Here is a 19,163-nt window from a genome sequence, read left to right on the forward strand (position 1 = left end):
TTGACCTCACGAAGTCTCTGGGAAAGCCCGTAGTTCGGGGCACGGGAGTGTGGCGGTGCGTCAGGCACCGCTTCGTGGGGCCGCCGTCGAGGGACAGCGTGACAGGCCGAGGCTGCTGCGGAGCAAGCGCTCAGGACCGACGGCGGCCACTGATGGACGCCGAGAACATTGGCTTCGTTCCTCACCGTGAGCAGGTCTGCAAGATCGCAGAACACGGCACACTGTTCCACGACCTACCGGAGCGGGCAAGCGATTTCACATCAGGGTCCATTGAAAGACGCCTGCCGGGCAAGGAACTCCTCGAACGCCGCCTTCTGCCGTGGATCCATGAAGCCTTGGCGGACATCGCGGGCCTTTTCCTGGAGCCAGTGGGCCTCGGCGGGGTCCAGTAGCTCGGCGACCACCACGCCTTCGCGAGCAACCGCCGTGCGCCCTCCCACGCGAAGACGAAAAAGCGTGAACGCGCCGAACTCCGCCGGGTGGGCCAGCTCCGGCTCCTCCGCCGCAGTCCCGGTCTCTTCCCCAGCGTCACTCATCGGGTAGGCCGTGGGGGCCCAATGCTCCCAGAGCGCGAGCGTGGCCGCGGGCACCAAGACCGCGCGTTCCGCCTCGTCACGTCCCTCCCACCTGAACGTGACGGTGATGGGCTCGCCGACCGCCTCGGCCAGCCCGAGCACCCTCTCCATCTCATCGTTGATCGGGTGATCCACCACTACGTCGATCTGAATTCCCATGGTGCCCGAGGCTACTGACCGTCGGACTCCCCCCTCCTGAACGGACCGTACGACCAAGTTGAGACGCCCGAGCAGGGGCTGTGCGCCGGGGGATCCTCCGCCATGCGGCCATGCGCGATGCCCTCACCCAGCCCCGCCAAACCACCCCAACGAGTGACCCGGAGACGTTCACAACTCCTTTACGTGCTGGCTGATTTGTGACTGTGCTGTGTGCGTCGCCACGAGGAAGATGTGGCTGCTTTGTGGGTCGTTGCAGTTCAAGCCGGTTGCCGCGGGAAGGGTCGGGGGCGAGGCCGATGACGGGTGGGGTACGCAGACATCGCTGGGCAGACAGATTCAGGCGGGCCCCATGGGCCCGCGGCAGGGGGCCGGCGCTGCTGCTGGCCCTCGCGCTGCCGCTCTCACTGGTCTCGGCCAGTGAGCTGACCGGCTCGCCGCGCACCGCGCCGACGGCCGCCGTCGTCCCGGCGCTCGGCGGCTGTGTGCCGGGCAAGCAGGCCAGGGCCAAGAACGCGGCCGTGGCGCCGTCGACGACCTGGGTCAACCCCGACACCGGGGTGACCAAGAGCGTCGCCCGCGACGGCGCCGAGGTGACGCTCGCGCCCGAGGCGGTGTCCGAACCCACCGAGGTCGGCATCGAGCCGCTGGACGCGACCACCCTGCCGGAGCTCGGCGCCGGCATGGAGAACGTCACCAAGGGGCCGCAGGGCTACCGCTTCACCCCCACCCCGCACACCTTCGAGACCGGCATCACCGTCTCCCTGCCCTACGACCCCGACGCGCTGAAGAGCGCCGGGCACACCCCGGGCGACATCCGGACCTTCTACTTCGACGAGGCCGGCAGCTGCTGGCGGGCGCTGGAGCGCATCTCCGTCGACGAGGACAAGCACGTCGTCGTCTCGCGCACGAACCACTTCACCGACATGGTGAACGCCGTGGTCACCGCCCCCGAGGGCCCCGAACAGATCTCCTCCGACCCCAACCAGATCAAGAACATCCAGGCCGCCTCCCCGGTCACCGGCGTCAACCAGATGGCCGCCCCGACCGCCAACAACCAGGGCGACGCCCGGCTCTCCTACCCGCTCGAACTCCCCGACGGGCGAGCCGGCCTGGCGCCGTCGCTGGCGGTGGAGTACACCTCGTCGGCCGCCGAGAGCTGGCTCGGCAGCGGCTGGGACCTGTCCGTCCCGTCGATATCCGTCGAGACCCGCTGGGGCGTGCCCCGCTACGACGCGGCCCGCGAGACCGAGACGTACCTCATGGGCGGCGACCAGCTGACGCCCCTCGCCCACCGAGGGACGCCCGGCCCGCGCAGCACCGGCGAGAAGGTCTTCCACGCGCGGATCGAGGGCGGCTTCGAGCGCATCGTGCGCACCGGGACCTCGCCCGCCACGTACGGCTGGGAGGTCACCGACAAGTCCGGTGTGCGCTACCTGTACGGAGGCGAGGGCGCCACGCTCGCCGACGACGCCGGCAACATCTTCTCCTGGGCCCTGCGCGAGGTACGCGACCCGCACGGCAACACCGTGCGCTACAGCTACGCCCTGGTCCGGGACGCGGGAGTGGCGGGCGGCACCGTCGCCGGCCGCAACCTGTACGTGCAGAAGATCGCCTACACCGGGCACGGCGACACCGACGGGCCCTACACGGTGACCTTCGTCCGCGACCGGGACCTGGGCGAGGCCCGGCGGCCCGACGTGTCCATCGACGCGCGCGGAGGATTCAAGCGGGTCACCGCCGACCTGCTGCGCCGCATCGACGTCCGCTTCCAGGACAAGCCCGTCCGCTCCTACGAACTCGCCTACACCACCGGCGCGTTCGACAAGACGCTCCTGAAGTCCATCGCCCAGCTCGACGCGGACGGCAAGGAGTTCAACCGCCACCGGTTCGACTACTTCGACGACATCCGCGACGCCAAGGGCGCCTACGAGGCCTTCGCCAAGGTCGACTGGACCTCGCCGGACGACAACGTCCGCAACAGCGCCGTGAACACCGTGAAGCCGGGTGCCGGCGAGGCGGGCGCCCTGCACGGCAACACCTCCACCAGCGTCGGCGGCCACCTGTACGTCGGCTACGGCACCAGCCCCTCCAAGAACGGCTCCGTCGGCGTCAAGGCCGGCTACAGCAGGTCCGGCGACGAGGGGCTCCTCTCCCTGGTCGACGTGGACGGCGACAGCCTGCCGGACAAGGTGTTCAAGCAGGGCGGCGGTTTCGTCTTCCGCAAGAACCTCTCCCGGCCGGGAGGCGAGCCGAGGTTCGCCTCCGCCACCACCCCGCTGCGCAACCTGCCGGGCATCCTCAGCGAGTCCGCCAACTCCCTCACCGTCGGCATCGAGGGCTATCTGGGCGTGGCGGCGCAGCTGGACTACGTCGACACCGTCTCCACCACCAAGCGGTACTTCAGCGACGTCAACTCCGACGGCATCGTGGACCTCGTCGACGGCTCGTCCGTGCGCTTCGGCCGCGTCGACACCGACGGCACCGTGGAGTACGGCCCCGCCTCGCAGACCCCGGTGCCGATCGGCGCCGGCCAGGTCGACACCGACGGGCTGCTGCCCGACTACGCCGCCGAGCGCGAGCGGCGCATCGACTCCTCCCCGCTGGTGGACACGCTGCGCCGGTGGACGGCGCCCTACGACGGCACCGTCCGCGTCACCGGCACGGTCACGCTCCAGAAGTCCGACGAGCAGCCGGAGTTCGCCCAGCCCGACGGCGTACGCGTCGCCGTGCAGCACGAGGGCCGCGAGCTGTGGTCCAAGCACATCGAGGCCGTCGACGAGACCGCGTACACCCCCGAAGGCGTCGACGCCATCGAGGTCAAGCGCGGCGAACGCCTCTACTTCCGGGTCGGTTCCGTCTTCGACGGCGCCGGTGACAAGGTCGCCTGGGACCCGACGGTCACCTACACCGGCTTCGAGGCCACCGACGCCAACGACCTGCCGCTGCACTCCTACACCGCGTCCAAGGACTTCACCCTGGCCGGCCGTGCCGGCAGCGTCGAGGCCCCGGTCGACGGCACCCTCCAGCTGACCGGTGATGTGACGAAGAAGGCCGCGACCACCGACGACGTCACCGTCCAGATCCTCCAGAACGGCACGCCGGTCGTCGAGAAGACCATCGGCGCCGCCGAGACCGGCACCTTCCCGGCCGGCACCACGGTCCACGTCACCAAGGGCCAGAAGCTCCAGTGGCGGATCCGCTCCGACTCACCCGTCGACGTCACCGCCTTCGCATGGGCGCCGCTCGCCCGCTACACCGAGGCCGAGGGCGTGCCCGCACCGGCCGGCGACGACGCGCAGCCGCTGCAGTTCCGGCCGCCGTACGACATCGACACCTATGTGCCCTCCGGCCCGGCCGGCGTCCAGCAGCCCTTCACGTCCCCCGGCGGCACCTTCACCGCCACCGCGTCCGTGACGGCGGCCGAGAACACCACGGGCCGGCTGGTGCTCACCGTCAAGAAGCACGGGGCGCTCCTGGCGAAGAAGGCCTTCGACATCGGCGAGACGCCGTCCGTCGAGGTGACGGCCCCGGCCGGCGAAGCCCTGTACGCCGACATCACCGCGGCCTCGCCCGAACTCGCCGCGAAGATCCACAGTGCCGAAGTCACCGTGAACGGCGGCCCGTCCGTGCCGGCCACCGTGCACGCGCCCACCGCCGAGGGCGTCTTCGGGCGCCTGTACCGCGGCTGGTCGTACGCCGGCTACAACGGCAACCGCGACCGCGCCGGCCAGCCGATCAAGCAGGACGACCTCACCGAGGACAAGATCAAGGAGAACCTGCCCTCGGACGTGGACCCGGACCGGGACCGCGACGCCTTCGAGAAGAACCCGAAGATCACCCCGCCCACCGCCGTGCCCTTCGCCCCGGACACCGAGCACGGCCGCTGGGGATCGGGGGAGTACACCTGGGCGGCGGCCTCCACGGCCTCCAGCTCACGGTTCGGTGGCCAGACTATCGGCCTGCCCACCGCCGCGTCCCTGGCCTCCGCGTACGCCGTGCCCCGTATGTCCCACTCGCAGCAGATCTCGCTGACCGGCTCGGTCGGCGGCGGCATCGGCAGCGTCGGCGGCAGCGTCGCCCTCGGCACCGCGCGCGGTGAGCTCGACTACCTCGACATGAACGGCGACGGCTTCCCGGACGTCGTCGGCGCGGGCGGCGTCCAGTACACCGACCCGACCGGCGTCCTCGGCGCCACCCGCGGCTCCGTCCCCGGCGGTGCGGTGCGCGCCTCCGACACCAAGAGCGGCAACGCCAGCGCGGGCAGCGCGGCCCGCACCATCGCCACCGGCCGGGGCCAGGCCGCCCCGCCGGGCTGGGGCACCGCCGACACCTCCTCGTCCGGCAACGACATGCCCCCGCTCGGCATCGGCGGCAACCTCGGCGGCAACACCGCCGACGCCTCCTACGACCTGATCGACATCAACGGCGACGGCCTGCCCGACCGCGCCTACGAGGACGGCCGCGTCGCCCTCAACCTCGGCTACCGCTTCGCCGCGCCCGAACCCTGGCCCGGCGGGAAGATCAACGAGGGCCGGGGCACCACCGCAGGCCTGAACATCGGCTTCAACACCGACTTCTACGGCTTCGGCGGCGGCGCCTCCTTCCAGCAGCAGTCGTCCTCGACGAAGAGCTCGCTGGCGGACCTCAACGGCGACGGCCGTGTCGACCGCGTCTTCGCCGGCAACCCGGTGCGGGTCGCGCTCAACACCGGCTCCGGCTTCGCCGCACCCGTCCCCTTCCTCGGCTCCCTGGACGGGATCAACTCCGACTCCAACGCCCAGCTCGGCGGCGGCGTCTACGTCACCGTCCCCATCTGCTTCGTCGTCGGCTGCCTGATCATCAACCCGGGCGTCAACGTGTCCACGGGCGCCTCGCGCGCCGAGCAGATGATCCGCGACATCGACGGTGACGGGCTCGCCGACCACCTCGCCTCCGGCAAGGACAACGAGCTGGTCGTGGCGTCCAACCGCACCGGTCGCACCAACCTGCTCAAGACCGTGACCCGGCCGCTCGGTTCGCGCATCGACCTGAGCTACACGCGCGACGGCAACACCTACGACCAGCCCGGCTCCCGCTGGCTGCTCACCGGCACGAAGGTCCACGACAACCTGCCTGGCGACGGGCCCGACAGCCAGGCGTCCACCTTCTCCTACAAGGACGGCAAGTACGACCGCCTGGAGCGCGAGTTCCTCGGCTACAAGACCGTCACCAGCACCCAGCTGACCGAGGACGGCAAGCCGTACCGCAGCACCGTCCGCGAGTACGACACCCGCGGCCACGCCGCCCGCGGCCTGCTCACCCGCGAAGCGGTCACCGACGCCAAGGGTGCCCTGTTCACCGAAACCGTCAACACCTACACCCTGAAGCCGGTGTTCACCGGCTCGGTCTACCCGAGCCTTGAGCGCACCGAGGCCCGCTGGTACGACGGCGAGGGCGGCACCACCCCGCGCAAGACCACGTCCACCGAGATGAGCTACGACGACCTCGGCAACCTGGTGCGCAAGGTGGATTACGGCGAACCCGGCGCCGCCGACGACGTCGAGACGAAGACGGTCTACACCGACTGCACCGACACCCACATCGTGGGCATCGGCCGCACGGTGGAGGTCCGCGGCGGCGGGAAGCTCATGCGCTCGCGCGACGCCGAGGTCGACTGCACCACGGGTGACGTCACCCGGCACACCGCGCACCTGGAGGGCGGCGCCGAAGCCGTCACCGACCTCGCGTACAACCCCGACGGCACCCTGAAGTCGATCACCTCGCCCGAGAACCACCGGGGTCAGCGCTACCAGCGCACCTACACCTACGACGAGCCGACCGGCACCCACGCCACGTCGATCGAGGACAGCTTCGGCTACCGCTCCACCGCCTCCTACGACCTGCGCTTCGGCCTGCAGACCGAGTCCACGGACATCAACGGCCAGAAGACCGTGTCCGAGTACGACGCGGTGGGCCGGCTCACCGCCGTGACCGGCCCGCACGACCAGGGCGCCGGCCGGCCCACGATCGCCTTCGCCTACCACCCGCAGGCGCCCGTCCCGTACGCGGTCACCCGCCACCTGGACCGGGACGCCACGGGCGCGGTGAAGGACGACACGATCGACACCGTCACCTTCACCGACGGAGTGGGCCGCGTCGTCCAGACGAAGAAGGACGCCACCGTCGGCGGCAAGGACGTGATGACCGTCTCCGGCCGTGTCGTCTTCGACGCCCTGGGCCGCACGGTCGAGCAGTACTACCCCGTCACCGAGCCCAAGGGCGATGCGGGCACCGTCTTCAACACCGCCTTCGACACCGTCCGCCCCACCACCCACACCTACGACGTGCTCGACCGCAGGCTGCGCACCGCGCTGCCGGACGGCACGTCCACGTCGGTGGCGTACGGCTTCGGGGAGGACCGCGCGGGCGCCCTGCAGTTCGAGACGGTGTCCACCGACGCAAAGGGCAACCGCACCACCGCCTACAGCGACGTGCGCGAGCAGCAGACCGCCATCCGTGAGCCCGGCGCGAAGACCGGCGACGCGCCGATCTGGACCTCCTACGCCTACGACCCGCTGGGTGAGGTGCTCAAGGTCACCGACGACCACGGCAACGTCACCACCTCCGCCTACGACAACCTGGGCCGCCGCACCGTCGTCGACTCGCCGGACGCCGGGCGCACCGTCACCGGCTACGACCCGGCCGGCAACGTGATCCGGGAGCAGACCGCCAACCTGGCCGCCAAGAACCAGGCCATCGCCTACACCTACGACTTCGACCGGGTGACCGCGATCAGCCACCCCGTCTTCACCGGCAACGACGTCCACTACACCTACGGCGCACCGGGCGCGGACGACAACGCCGCGGGCCGGGTCACCAAGATCGAGGACGCCGGCGGCGAGGTGACACGCAAGTACGGCCCGCTCGGCGAGGTCACCGAGGAAACCCGCACCCTGCCCGGCCCCGGCCCGCACGTGCGCACCTTCACCACCGCCTACCGCTACGACAGCTTCAACCGCATGCTGACCCTGACCTACCCCGACGGTGAGCGGCTGTCCTACACCTACGACAGCGGCGGCCAGGTCAGCGCCGCCGCCGGCACCAAGAACGGCTTCGACTACAGCTACGTCCGGTCGATCACGTACGACAAGTTCGGCGACCGCGCGGCACTGGAACTCGGCAACGGCACCCGCACGACCTTCACCTACGGCGCCGAGGACCGCCGCCTGGCCACCCTCAGCTCCACCCTGCCGACCGGTTCCACCTTCCAGAACATCGGCTACGCCTACGACGCCAACGGCAACCTCACCGGCCAGAAGAACAACACCCAACTCCCCGCCGACACACCCAAACTGGGCGGCCCCACGGAGCAGACCTACACCTACGACAACCTGAACCGGCTGACCGGCGCCACCGGCTCCTTCCAGTTCATGGCGAACAAGACCGACCGCTACACGTACGCCACGTCGTACGACACGATCGGCAACATCACCGCCAAGGACCAGCACCACGGCATCGTCGTGGGCGGCGGCCACGAGCAGGTCCAGAAGGACACGACGTACGAGCAGAGCTACACGTACGGCGCCGACCGCCCGCACGCCCCGTCCGTGATGGGCCGGCAGACCCTCACCTACGACGCGAACGGCAACCTGACCGACAGCGTGTCGTCCGCGCCGGGCAGGCCGCGCCGCCAGCAGATCTGGGACGAGGAGAACCGCCTGGCCTGCGTCCACGACACGACCAAGAACCAGGACATGCCGCAGGATCCGTCCTCCTGCAACCAGCCCGGCAAGCCCCCGTCGGTCCGCTTCACCTACGACGACCAGGGCACCCGGATCGTCAAGGACGGCGCCCAGACCACCCTCTACCCGAACCAGTTCTACACGGCCCGCAACCAGACCGAGTTCAAGCACGTGTACGCGGGCGGCGTCCGCATCGCCACCCAGACCTCGAAGCCGGGCAACGCCTACGAGAAGGACCAGTTCTTCTTCCACGGCGACCACTTGGGGTCGGCGAACTTCGGCACGGACGGCTCCGGCCGGCTCGCCGAGCACCTGGACTACTTCCCGTCCGGGGAGACCTGGGTCGACGAACACCCGGGCGAGAAGGACCCGTACGGCTTCACCGGCAAGGAACTCGACCCGGAGACCGGCTACACCTACCACGGCGCCCGCTACTACGACCCGCGCGGCGGCATGTGGGAGTCCACCGACCCCCAGCTGAACGAGTACCTGAACGGCGGGTCCAACGAAGGCGTCCACCAGCCGTCGAACCTGCAGCTCTACGGCTACGCCTACCAGAACCCGCTGCGCTACACCGACGCCGACGGCCGTGAACCGGGCGAGCCGTTCAACCTGGGCCGGCACCTGCAGGAGAAGTACACGGTCCACCACGACCAGGCGATCATGATGGCCGCGGCCCAGCTCCAGGCGATGGGCGCGGCGAAGCCCGGCGGCACCTGGCAGGTCACCATGGACCTGCAGTCCGTCAAGGGCGGCGGCGACCCGCGCAACAGGGTGATCGCGACCGGCGGCCGGGCCGACCTGCTGCTGTGGACGGACACCACGGTCTACGTCTGGGACGCCAAGAACAAGGGCGGCCGGGCCGAGGACTCCGGCGTCGGCGACGTCGAGTGGTACGTCGCCGGCATCACGGCGCAGCTCAGGGCCCAGGGCGACATGCGCCGGGTCACGGCAGGGTTCGACATCCTGCCCATGGAGGCCCCGTCCGCGACCCAGCCCAACACCACTCTCCAGGTCGAGTCGTCGACGAAGCACCCCGGGAAGGGAGTCATCACCTACTCCGCCACCCAGCGTCAACCGCAGACGGTCCCGGTCCCGGTGACCGCCCCCGCACCGCAACGCTCGCGCTGGCAGCAGACGGCGAAGTGGGTGGCCGGCGTGGGACTCGTGGTCGGAGCCGGACTGCTCGTCGTCGGCACCCTGGCCGAGGACGTGGCGACCGGCGGCGCGGGAGTCGCCGACGACCCGGTCTCCTTCGGAGCGGCCGCCACGATGGCCCGATCGGGGTGGGCCCTGGTCGCACCGTAGTGCGCGTTCCATGAGGAGCCGCTCGCACCTGCCCGCCCGGGACAGGTGCGAGCGGCTCCGCCGTTTCCCGGCGCGCGCACGCGGGACGGTGGTGCGAGCGTGGAGGGAAGAGGCGGTACCGGCGCTCACGCCGGTCGGACGGAACGGAGCACGGGTGATGGCGCGGGCGATCTGGACCGGGGTGATCACATTCGGGCTCGTCACCGTCCCCGTCGGGCTCTACGCGGCGACCGAGGATCACACGGTGCACTTCCACCAGCTGCAGCGCGGCACCTCGGACCGGATCCGCAACCGGCGGGTGAACGAGCGTACCGGGGACGAGGTCGACACCGGCGACATCGTCAAGGGCTTCGAGGTCGACGAGGGCCAGTATGTGATCGTCGAGCCCGACGAGCTGGACGAGATCGCGCCGGGCCGCTCCCAGACCATCGAGATCAGCGACTTCGTCGACCTGGACGCCATCGAGCCGGTGTACTTCGACCGGACCTACTACATCGCGCCGCGCGGCAAGGAGTACTCCGAGGTCTACGAACTGCTGCGCGCCGCCCTCAGTGAGGTGAACAAGGCCGGGATCGCCACGTTCGTCATGCGCAACAAGCAGTATCTGACCGCCTTGCGCGCGGAGGACAAGGTGCTGGTGCTGCAGACGCTGCACTGGGCGGACGAGGTCCGTGATCCGCGCCAGGAGCTGCCCCAGCTGCCCTCGGGCCGGGCGGGGCGCGGCAAGCAGCTGGACATGGCGCTGCAGCTGATCGACGCGCTCAGCTCCGACTGGAAGCCGTCCCGCTACCGCGACACGTATCAGGAGAAGGTCCGCGAGCTGGTCAAGGCCAAGGCGGAGGGCCGGGAGATCGCGGTGGCCGAGGCGCCGCCGGAGGCGACCAACGTCATCGACTTGATGAAGGTCCTCGAAGGCAGCTTGCAGGCCGCCCGCACCGGCCGCAGCAGCAAGGAGACGGGCCGGCAGAAGGGAAAGCCCGCCCCGCGCAAGACCGCCCGGACCGCCGCGGCCGGGAAGACGGCGAAGACTCCCTCGCGCAAGGCCCCGCCGAAGAAGGCCGGGCTGCAGAAGCTGAGCAAGGCGGAGCTGTACGAGAGAGCGAGCGACCAGGGGGTTCCCGGCCGGTCCAGGATGAGCCGGGAGGAGCTCATCGACGCGCTCGCGGGCGGGGGACGCGGCCGCAAGAAGAGCGCCGCCTGACCACCTTCATTGCTCAGGACGCGGGGCCGAGGTCTCCGTCAAGGAGTGTCTGTACGACCTGGGGCCGGTCCCAGAGCGCCAGGATCTCGTTGGCGATGGCCACGACGGGCAGGTGGTCCTGGTCCCGCACGGTGACGGCTGCGGCTTTCAGGGTGCGCGGGACGGCTCCGGCGTCCAGGAGGACGCGCCAGTCCCGCGCGCCGAGTTCCAGAAACTCCAGCGCGGTGAGCGCGGCGACCTCCAGAGGGTCGGCCAGGGTGCCGGGCAAGGCGGTGAGCGTGCGCAGGCGGGACAGTCCGGCGACGGGCGCGAGGCTGTGTGGTGCGCCGTCCCCGGCGCCGATGGACAGGACTTCCAGCGCCGGGTGGGCGGCGGCCTGGACGGTCTCGGCGCCTCCCGCCCCGACCCGGGCCACGGCGTCAGGCGCATCTCCCCGCCGGTCCTGGTCTTCCTTCCGCAAGCGGCCCAGCACGAAATCGGTGAGGGAGTCGGCCACGAGCTCGGCTCCCAGACTCTGCTCGTGATCGACCAGGATGACCTGGCCGAAGTGCCCGCCCGGGCCGGGAGTCAGGTCGACCGCGAACTCGTCTCCGCCGTTGCTCCCGAAACCGACCCAGCCCGGTGAGCCGGCCAGGGCCTGCACCGCGGCGCCCGGCGCGGTGCTGATCGCACGCTTCGCGCCGAGGCCCCAGCCGGGGTGGCGGGCCGCCGCGTCGACGACGTGCAGGTCCTCCAGGCCGGACAGCTCGCAGCCGACGGCGTCGCCGGCGCGGGTCGCGGCGTCGAAGTCGTCGCCCCAGTCCACCCGGGTCACCCGGTAGAGCACCTTGAGCTCCTCGGACAGCGCGACACCGAGGCGCTCTTCGGCCGCGGCGATCTGCTCCTCCGTAGCACCGATGGCGTCGGGCAACCGCTCACGCAGAGTCCGCTCCAGCAACTCCGGATCCGCCGACGGTGCGGGCACCGCCCCGGGCACGGGTTCGGGACGGCGCAGCCAAGGCTCGGGGAGGGAGCCCTCGGCCAGGACGAGCACGCCCAGGTCCGGGTAGCCGACAGCGGGTTCCACGGCCGGGCTCGGCCAGACGAGGCCGAGCGTGGTCCTGCCGTCCGGTCGGATCCGCGCCCTGAACGCGATCTCCTGAACTCCGCCGCGCGCGAGCGCCCGCTGTATGTCCTTCACGGCGGTGCGTGCTGCCGGCGACATGGGTCCCCGATGGGCAAGGCTCCAGCCGTACTGGCCGATGCGTCCCGCGACGCGGGCGGTGCGGGCAGCACGCCGGTCCGTGTCGTCGGCCAGCATGCGCCGCAGCACGGGCTCCCAGGTCGCGAAGTCGGATACCGATGACAACGGGGGTCTCTGATCAACCATGCGCAGACCGTACGCGGAGCCGCTGACAGCGCAGTCGCCCGGGCCGTGTCCGGGACGACGACCGTGGGCTCACCCGCCACGGGGATGCCTCCCTGGTGTGATCTTGGCGCTTGATACGCCGTTACCTGGTAGGTAATCGCGCCGAACTGCCAGCTCCGGCAACGATGTTCACATCGCCGCGTCGGACGGGCGCGCATGCCGGATCGGAGTGATGAGCCATGCCCACAGCCACACCTGCGACCACTCGCGCCGTCGTGGACGAGCTGTTGCGCCGGATCGGCGAGGGCGATCCCGAGAGCATCGCCGAGATGTACGCCGAGCACGGCGACTGGAAACTGAACTGGCCGGAGGCCGAGCATGGTCGTACCGCCACCCCGTGGATCCGTCACCGGTCCACCCGCGCCGACGCCGCAGCCCACTACCGCGAGCTCGCCGAGCACCATGCCCCCGGACAGGCAGCGACCGAGATCGAGCGCATCGTCGTCGACGGCCACGACGCGGTCGTCCTCGGCGAGATCCGGCAGACCGCCCGCTCCACCGGGCGCCCTTACCGTGCCCGGTTCGCTCTGCATCTGACCGTCGAAGACGGCCTTGTCACCCGGCACCATGTCTACGAAGACAGCCTCGCCGTCGCCCAGGCGTTCGAAGCGAAGTGAGCGAGGAGGGCTCGCCGGGCGTCCGCGAGGTCGCTCGCAGACGTCTGGCTCGTCGAACTAGGCCATCGCCTCCGGCGGTGCCGAGAAGGTGAAGGCGTCGAAGCCGGGCGCCGGGGCGTCGCCGTCCGGGGCCGCCGAGGGGTCCGCACCCGTGTCCGGGGCCGCCCCGCCCGCGAGGTCGAACGCCACCGCCCCGAAGTCCTGCCCGGAGCAGTGGGGCGTGTCCGTCTGCTGCATCGCCGATGACTGCTGATCCGTGGATGTGGTCTGGTCCTGCTGCTGCGGCTGCCCGGGTGCCGTCGACGGCGGATCGGTGGACGTGGGTTCGCCGATGACGGGAATGCCGTCCACCCGGTCGCCGGCCTCTTCCCGTATGCCCGCGTCCGCGGCGCCGCCCCCGTCGAGCGCGGGTGGCGGCAAGGGCGTACCCGCGTCGGGCACGCCGACGTCCTGACCGCCGCCGGATATCTCCTCCCCGTCACCGCCACCCTCGCCGCCTGGTACGACGTGGCCGTGACCGTGGCTTCCGTGGCCGTCGACGGCCGGAGCAGGCGCCGGAGCCGGCGACCCGGGTGAGGGCTGGGGTGTCGTGTCGTCGTGGGGATGGTGCCCGTCTCCGGGGTGTCCCGGGTGTGCCTGCGAGGAGTCCGAGGCTCCCTTGCCCCAGGGATAGGGATCCTTGCCGCTCCAGTCGGGTGTGTGGGGCTGGGGCTCGCCCTTCACGGGCGGCAACTTGTCATGGTGGTCGGGTGCCACGCCCGGCGTCTCCGGAGGGCCCTGGTGCCCGTGCGTGCCGGAGTGCCCGTGCGTGCCGGAGTGCCCGTGCCCGTGTTCATGTGCGTTCCCGGCACCCGAGTGCCCGCCCGGGGAGTCCCCTTGGTGTGCCTGTCCCTGTCCGTGTCCGTGGCCATGGCCCTGGCCGTGTTCGTGTCCGTGATGGCCGTGCCCGTGCTGCCCGTCCGCATGCTGCCCGTGTCCGACGTGCTGCCCCGGACCGGCCCCCGCGTCCGTGCTCGTCCCGGCGTCGGAACCGGCCGCACCGTCGCCGCCGCCGCCACCGCTCCTGTCCCCGTTCCCGGTCTCCGGTGGAGTCCGCCCCGGACCCGGCGGTACGGCGCCAGGCGGTCGCGTGCCCCCGGGAGTGTGGCCCGGGCTCGGTGCGAACCGGCGCCCTTGCCCCGTCGCCCCCGTGCCGCCGCCACCCCGCGTCGCCGGCCGGCCGGTCCTGCGGAAGATGTGCCAGCCTCCGCCCATCACTCCCACCCCCAATGGCGTACGACACCTCCACCCGCCCGCGATTGTTCCCCGCCCCGACAACCCTGTCACCAGGCGCAATCGCGTTCCCGCGCGCGCCCTCCGTGTGACCCCGCGCGCCCATGGCGGAGCCCTGCGGGCGGCGCGACGATGCCGCGTGCGTGAGCCGCACGGTCACGCGGCAGCCTGTGCTGGGTGACGGGGGTCGACATGGCGAGCGGAACGGGACCGTCACCCGGGGACGGGCGGGGGCCGGGAGCACGCAGCGCGCTGTTCTGGCCGGGACTCCTGGTGTGCGGACTCGGCGCCATACTCCTCGCGACGGGCATCGACGATCGCGTCACCGACGGCCGCTCGTCCCTGTGGTCGAACGCCCCGGACCCCTCCGTTCCCTGGCTCGACGCGGCCCTGCGCGGAGAGGGGCCGCCCTGGCCGCAGCCCGGTGCGCCCCTGGCCTGGCTCGACCTGGTGCTGCTGGGCGCCTTCAGCCTCAACACGGGTCTCGTGCTCTGCCACCGGGTGGTGCGGCCGGGGCCGGGCGATCTGTGGGGCCGGCTGCTGCACACCGTCTCCCAGGCCGTACTGGCCGTCGGGATGATCAAGTTCGTGCACTTCGGCGACTGGATGAGCCGGCCACACCCGGCCGGGTCGCCGCCCGTCGACGACACGCAGGCCTACACCGCCCTCGGGGTGTGCCTCGTAGCCGGGCTGATCGGACTGGCCGGCTACGGCCTGTGCGGAATCATGCCGCTGATCAGGGCCGAGGTGAGCGTCGCCGAGAGAAGCAGCGGGTGACCGGGGACCGCGCTCGCGGCGCCGGCGCGAGAAGGGGGACGGGATGAGCGTGAACGATCCGACGTCCGGCGGCACACCGGACGACGAGGCCGGACTGTACGCGCAGGCCGGCGACCTGCATCGCCGGGGCCGGCCCGACGAGGCGCTCCCGCTGCTGCAGCGCCTCCTCCAGCGGTCACCGGAGGACGTCGCCGCACGCTTCGCGCTCGCCGTCTGCCTGACCGACCTGGGGCGGGCGCCCGAGGCGCAGGCGAACCTCCGGCGCGTCCTGGACAGCGAGCCGCGTCACTATCTGGCCGCCTACCGTCTCGGCCGGATCCTGCAGGCCGAGGGCGCGTTGGGGGAGGCCGCCGAGGTCTATCGGCGGGTCCTGGCGGTCACCGACTACCAGGACACCAGGGCCCGGCTGCGTGAGTGCGAGGCCGCCCCGGCAGGCCCGCAACCCCTCGTGCCCCCGGCCGGGCCCGGCAGTGGTGCACCGCCCTTGGTCGGGCCCGCGCTCACGCCGGGCCCGCCGACCTTGCGGGCCCGGGTGGACTCCCACCGGGTGGCTGACCGCGGCCACGTCGTCCGGTCGGTCCGCCTCAGGGCCCGCCATCTCCTCCCTTCACTGCTGAAGCACCTGCTGGTCGCCGTGGCGCTCGCCGCGCTTCTGTTCGTCGCCGGAGAGAGCCTGCGGATCCCCATGGGCGTCCGCATGCTCGGAGTGCTCGCCCTCCTGGCCGTCGTGGCCCAGATCCTGGCGTTCCCCCTGGTGGCGTACGTCAAGGCGCGTACGAACGGTGCGGACTTCTACGAGTACGGCGTCGACGTGAAGGCCGGGTTCGTCCGGCGGCGTGTCCAGTTCGTCTGGTACTACCAGATCGTCGAATCACCCAGCTATGTGCGTACGTTCGGCACGTATCTCACCAACACCGCCTCACTGGGCCTGCGGTACAACGAGGCGGGCGCCTCGTCCACGAAGTACGTCGAACTCCCTGGTGTCGGCACGCCCGACGACGTGCGGGAGATCGGCCGATACGTGGAATCGCGCATCTTCCCCGAGCGGCACGTCATCCGCGGACCGTGGACCTGAGCTGTCACCAGGCGCCGGACCGCTCGCTCACGCCGCCTGCCACAGCGCCGGTACCGCCGGCGGCTCCCAGCCCGGCTGAGAAGTGTGCGGCTGGAGGCAGACGTAGGCGCGGCCGGCGTACGTGACCCGGTCCCCCGACCGGTACGTGACGCCCACGGCCCAGCTCCCACCCGGCGGGGTGGGGCCGGGGCCCGGGTCCTGCGGAACGTCGAGGACGAAGTCGAACGCCGCCTCCCGGCCGCCGCCCGCGTCGCGCACGCTCATCAGCAGCCGCGGATCGAAGATCGTGTCGGTGTTGTTGCGCGGCTCGTTCGGGAAGTACAGCTGCGTGGTCAACACCGGTCGGCCGGGAGCCTGCAGCTTGACGTGGAGATGGCGAGTGCGCCCCGGGTACAGGCCCGGCACGATGGTGGTGAGCGCGAAGGAGCCGCGGGAGTCGGTGAACTGGTGCCCGCGCAGCCTGAATCCGGTGTTGTCGTAGGCGCCGCCCGCGTCGGCCTGCCAGAAGTCCAGCAGGACGCCGGTCAGGGGGAGGCAGGCGCGGCCGAAGACATAGCCGGTCACGGTGAGCGGGGTGCCGGGCAGACCGGGTTCCAGGAGGCTGGTGCGCTGCGGTGAGTTCGGTTTGAAGTAGGGGCCTTCTATCTGCTCCGGGGTGGGGTCGTCGCCGTCGTCGCAGGACGGGGTGAGGTGTGGTGCGGTGCCGCTCGCGGCCGAGGCGCGGGCCAGGGCCGGACCGCCGGCCAGGGCGACGGGGATGGCGGCGGTGGCCGCGAGTGCCGCCCGCAGCACCGTCTTGCGGCGGACGAGCCGGGGAGAGTCCGGTTCGCGGTCGGTGCCGTGGTCGTCCCGGCCCGCGCCGTGCGTATTGCCTGCTCCGTCCATGTCTCCTCCTGTGGGGCGTGGTGGGCACCGAAACTAGGCGGGCGCGGGCGGGGCTTCGAGGGACTGATGGTGGCGGCTGTGGTGTTTTCGGAAGGCTCCGGGGCTGCTGCCGGTCTCGCGCCGGAAGAACCGGCCGAAGTAGGCCGGGTCGCTGAAGCCGGTACGGGCCGCGACCTGTCGTACCGACAACTGCGTGTGCACCAGCAGCTGTTGAGCCAAGTACACACGCGCCTCGATGAGTAGCCGCCCGGGTGGACGGCCGGTGGCGGTCCGCACCGCCTGGGTGAGGTATCCCGGCGTGACTCCCAGCCGGCCGGCGCACTCCTGCACGGTCCACCCCGCCGCCTCGGATCGGGAGATCAGCCGGGCGAACGCCTCGGCCACCGCGGCCGTACGGCCCTGGGCGCGCGGCTCGGTGCCCTCGCCGGTGCGGTGCGGGAGCCGGGCGGCACGCACGACGAGCACATGGAGCAGGGACCGCAGGACGCTCTCGTGCCCCGGCGCACGCTCCCTGAGTTCCGCGACCAGTTCGGCGATCAGGCACCCGATCGACCGGTCGTGCTCGGGGTCCAGGCCGAACCGGCACCGCGCCCCGAGTTCCCGCAGCACCTCGCGGTCGCCGGGGTGGTCCACCAGGAAGTCGTCGGTGAACAGCACGAGCGACCCCTCGGGGCCCCGGCCGCCCTCCCAGTGGTGCACCTGACCGGGCAGGATCACCGCCAGCTGCGGGGGACGCACCGGCCACCGGGTGAGATCGACGACGTGGGTGCCCGAACCGGCGCGGATGTGCACGATCTCGTAGAAGGTGTGCCGGTGCGGCCGGTCCCACCGGGACAGCGGTCCCACCTCCTCGAAGGAGCCCGCGGCACAGGGCGGGGCGCCGGGTCCGGCCACCTCCAGCCGGTGCAGCGGCACGTCCCCCGCGCCGCAGGGCAGTCCGGGAGCTCCCGGCAGGACGGTGGTGCTGCGCATCGGTCGCACTCCTCTCGGGGACACCGGTCGGTCGGGCACATCCGTTCCCACCCTGGTCCGTACCAACCCCTTGCCCCTCGCCCTACGGCACCGCAAGCTCCCCTCATGGAGCTGGAGTTGCGGCATCTGAAGACCATCCGGGCCATCGCGGACGCGGGCAGCCTGACCAGAGCGGCCACGGTGCTCGGGCTGGCCCAGCCCGCCCTCAGCGCGCAGCTGAGACGCATCGAACGGGCCCTGGGCGGCGCGCTGTTCGAGCGTGGCCGGCACGGCGTACGGACCACCGCCCTCGGCGAGCTGGTCCTGGAACGCACCCGGATCGTGCTGCCCGCGGTGAGTGAACTCCAGCGGGAGGCGGCCCGGTTCGCCCGGACCCAACGGGACGGGGAGCGGCTGCGGCTCGGGGGAACGCACGGACCGCTGCTGGGCGCGCTGGTGGACCGGCTGGCCGAGGCCGCACCCGGCACCGCCGTGACCACCTGTGCCTCCTGGTCGGAGCGGGAACTCGCGCAGCAACTGGCCGAAGGGCGCCTGGACTTCGTGCTGGCCGGCACCTGCGGCTCGGCCCCGCCGCCGGACTGCCCCGACCTCGTCTGGGAGGAGATCGCCGTCGACCCCGTCTTCGTGATGCTCGCGGACGGTCACCGGCTGGCCCGCGTGCGGGAGATCGACCTGGCCGCGCTCGCCGACGAGGAGTGGGCGTGCGTCCCCGGTGACGGATGTTTCGCGGACTGCTTCACCGCGGCCTGCGCCCGGGCCGGCTTCACGCCCCGGCGCATGTACGAGACGGACACCGCGTCCTGCGTGCACCTCGTCCAAGTGGGCCGGGCGGTGGGCCTGTGCCGGGCCACCTTTCCGCCGACGCCCGGGCTCACCGTCCGCCCGCTCACCGGCACGCCCCTGATGTGGCGGCATCTGCTGGGCTGGCATCCGGCAGCACAGCGGCCGGACACCGCGGCCACGGTGCTGGCTCAGGCCCGCGAGGCGCACGCGGACGCGGCGGCGCGCAGCGCCGGCCACACGCGCCGGCTCGCGCAGCGCCGTCCGGCACCGGACGCCGTGTCACACCCGGTGCCCGGGGCGGCTCCCGGCGGGGTTCCATAACGCGGGGGCAGGGGGTCGGCTGATGTCTTACGGGCCGTGGCAGGTCCTCCCTACGGTGTCGGCACTCCCACCGAATCCGAGGAGACCTC

At 71.7% G+C, this 19,163-nt stretch carries 11 protein-coding genes; 6 read left to right on the top strand and 5 right to left on the bottom strand.

Going from position 1 to position 19,163, the window contains the following annotated elements; all coding sequences use genetic code 11:
* Positions 1 to 260: 260 nt before the first annotated feature.
* Positions 261 to 734 carry a hypothetical protein gene (locus tag C3489_RS01120; protein WP_103778796.1) on the bottom strand — a complete coding sequence of 158 codons (474 nt, stop codon included), beginning with the start codon at positions 732 to 734 and terminating at the stop codon, positions 261 to 263.
* A gap of 296 nt (positions 735 to 1,030) precedes the next feature.
* Between C3489_RS01120 and C3489_RS01125 the strand changes: the two genes are divergently transcribed.
* Both C3489_RS01125 and C3489_RS01130 read left to right on the top strand, forming a co-directional pair.
* On the top strand, positions 1,031 to 9,763 hold the full coding sequence (locus tag C3489_RS01125) for a SpvB/TcaC N-terminal domain-containing protein (RefSeq protein ID WP_103778798.1): 8,733 nt from the start codon (positions 1,031 to 1,033) through the stop codon (positions 9,761 to 9,763).
* Positions 9,764 to 9,920: 157 nt separating this feature from the next.
* Positions 9,921 to 10,964 (top strand): Ku protein, encoded by a 1,044-nt coding sequence (locus tag C3489_RS01130; protein WP_103778800.1) that lies wholly within the window; start codon positions 9,921 to 9,923, stop codon positions 10,962 to 10,964.
* A gap of 13 nt (positions 10,965 to 10,977) precedes the next feature.
* On the opposite strand, the gene C3489_RS01135 is transcribed toward C3489_RS01130, so the two are convergent.
* Positions 10,978 to 12,333, bottom strand: coding sequence for an SMI1/KNR4 family protein (locus C3489_RS01135; RefSeq protein WP_103778802.1), 1,356 nt, complete (start codon positions 12,331 to 12,333; stop codon positions 10,978 to 10,980).
* A 218-nt stretch (positions 12,334 to 12,551) separates the two neighbouring features.
* Between C3489_RS01135 and C3489_RS01140 the strand changes: the two genes are divergently transcribed.
* Positions 12,552 to 12,989, top strand: a complete 438-nt coding sequence (locus tag C3489_RS01140; protein ID WP_103778804.1) for a nuclear transport factor 2 family protein — start codon at positions 12,552 to 12,554, stop codon at positions 12,987 to 12,989.
* Between the two features lie 57 nt (positions 12,990 to 13,046).
* Here the strand turns inward: C3489_RS01140 and C3489_RS01145 are convergent, their stop codons facing one another.
* Positions 13,047 to 13,430 carry a hypothetical protein gene (locus C3489_RS01145; protein ID WP_103778806.1) on the bottom strand — a complete coding sequence of 128 codons (384 nt, stop codon included), beginning with the start codon at positions 13,428 to 13,430 and terminating at the stop codon, positions 13,047 to 13,049.
* Between the two features lie 1,008 nt (positions 13,431 to 14,438).
* On the opposite strand from C3489_RS01145, the gene C3489_RS01150 reads away from it, so the two are divergent.
* Together C3489_RS01150 and C3489_RS01155 are read left to right on the top strand one after the other, a co-directional pair.
* Positions 14,439 to 15,038: a hypothetical protein gene (locus C3489_RS01150; RefSeq protein WP_146075257.1), complete on the top strand. Its 600-nt coding sequence runs from the start codon at positions 14,439 to 14,441 to the stop codon at positions 15,036 to 15,038.
* A 43-nt stretch (positions 15,039 to 15,081) separates the two neighbouring features.
* Positions 15,082 to 16,113, top strand: coding sequence for a tetratricopeptide repeat protein (locus C3489_RS01155; RefSeq protein WP_103778810.1), 1,032 nt, complete (start codon positions 15,082 to 15,084; stop codon positions 16,111 to 16,113).
* 27 nt (positions 16,114 to 16,140) lie between these two features.
* Here C3489_RS01155 and C3489_RS01160 read toward each other — a convergent pair whose 3' ends face one another.
* Both C3489_RS01160 and C3489_RS01165 read right to left on the bottom strand, forming a co-directional pair.
* Positions 16,141 to 16,998, bottom strand: coding sequence for a carbohydrate-binding protein (locus C3489_RS01160; RefSeq protein ID WP_103778812.1), 858 nt, complete (start codon positions 16,996 to 16,998; stop codon positions 16,141 to 16,143).
* Between the two features lie 33 nt (positions 16,999 to 17,031).
* Entirely contained in the window at positions 17,032 to 17,970 is a 939-nt protein-coding gene (locus C3489_RS01165; protein WP_103778814.1) for an AraC family transcriptional regulator, read from the bottom strand.
* A 105-nt stretch (positions 17,971 to 18,075) separates the two neighbouring features.
* On the opposite strand from C3489_RS01165, the gene C3489_RS01170 reads away from it, so the two are divergent.
* The gene (locus C3489_RS01170) at positions 18,076 to 19,074 is read left to right on the top strand and encodes a LysR family transcriptional regulator (RefSeq protein WP_103778816.1); all 999 of its coding nucleotides are present in this window, start codon (positions 18,076 to 18,078) and stop codon (positions 19,072 to 19,074) included.
* Positions 19,075 to 19,163: the final 89 nt, after the last annotated feature.

This window comes from Streptomyces sp. Ru71 (assembly GCF_002920535.1).
GTDB lineage: Bacteria > Actinomycetota > Actinomycetes > Streptomycetales > Streptomycetaceae > Streptomyces.